The sequence below is a fragment of the Oleiphilus sp. HI0066 genome, from assembly GCF_001635725.1.
Genome location: NZ_LWFH01000118.1, coordinates 1 through 746, shown reverse-complemented (window position 1 = coordinate 746; position 746 = coordinate 1). Strand labels below are relative to the sequence as shown.

The following is a 746-nucleotide window of genomic DNA, read 5'->3' as shown; positions in this document are numbered from 1 at the left end:
ATGCAGTCTGGAGAGATATGGCGTTTATTCTCGCCAGATATGCTTCATTTTAGTCTCTTGCACATTGTTTTTAACTTGTTGATGTTTTGGATTTTAGGCGGGCANCTTGAGTATCGAAAAGGTGCGCTCGCATTATTTGTGTTGATCGTTGTTGTCTCTGTCATATCGAATGTCGCGCAACTTTTAGATGGCGGCTATTTGTTTGGGGGATTGTCGGGTGTTGTGTACGGCTTGTTTGGCTATACCCGAGTTTGGTCGCATTATGATCGTCGCGTTTTCATGCCGGATGGATTATTTAAGTTTGCGTTGGTCTGGTTGGTAATTGGTTATACGCCACTAACAGAATGGATTGGCTTAGGGGCTATGGCTAATTCAGCGCATTTGTACGGATTGTTAAGTGGCCTTGTTTTAGGTTGGCTTGTGTTTGGTTTAACGGCTAAGCGCAATAGCGCGCCATGAAAATGGTCTAGGGGGAGATATATGAATTTTGAAGATGCTGCAAAGCAGCTAGACCCAGAGTTGTATGAAAGATTTAAAAAGGCACTGGAATTAGGAAAGTGGCCCGACGGCCGAACGTTGACGAAAGAGCAAAAAGAAATCTGCTTACAAACAGTGATCGTTTACGAAGACGCTCACGATATTCCTGAGAAAGATCGTGTTGGGTATGTGGATACCACGAAGAAAAAGAAAAAAGGTGATGATCCATCTGATGAAGTGCCTTTGCGTGTGTTGCACTAGAGCAGAAT

Annotated in this window: 2 protein-coding genes; both read left to right on the top strand. The window is 43.6% G+C overall.

Features of this window, described 5'->3' with window-relative positions:
- Nucleotides 1-459, top strand: a 459-nt coding sequence (locus A3738_RS02185; protein ID WP_068763312.1) for a rhomboid family intramembrane serine protease, incomplete at its 5' end; no start/stop codon positions are given.
- Nucleotides 460-480: 21 nt separating this feature from the next.
- Nucleotides 481-738: a YeaC family protein gene (locus A3738_RS02180; protein WP_068477304.1), complete on the top strand. Its 258-nt coding sequence runs from the start codon at nt 481-483 to the stop codon at nt 736-738.
- Nucleotides 739-746 lie beyond the last annotated feature (8 nt).

Bases quoted from the DNA above. Each gene is read 5' to 3' on its own strand.
- A3738_RS02180 (WP_068477304.1), top strand. From the start codon at position 481: ATGAATTTTGAAGATGCTGCAAAGCAGCTAGACCCAGAGTTGTATGAA.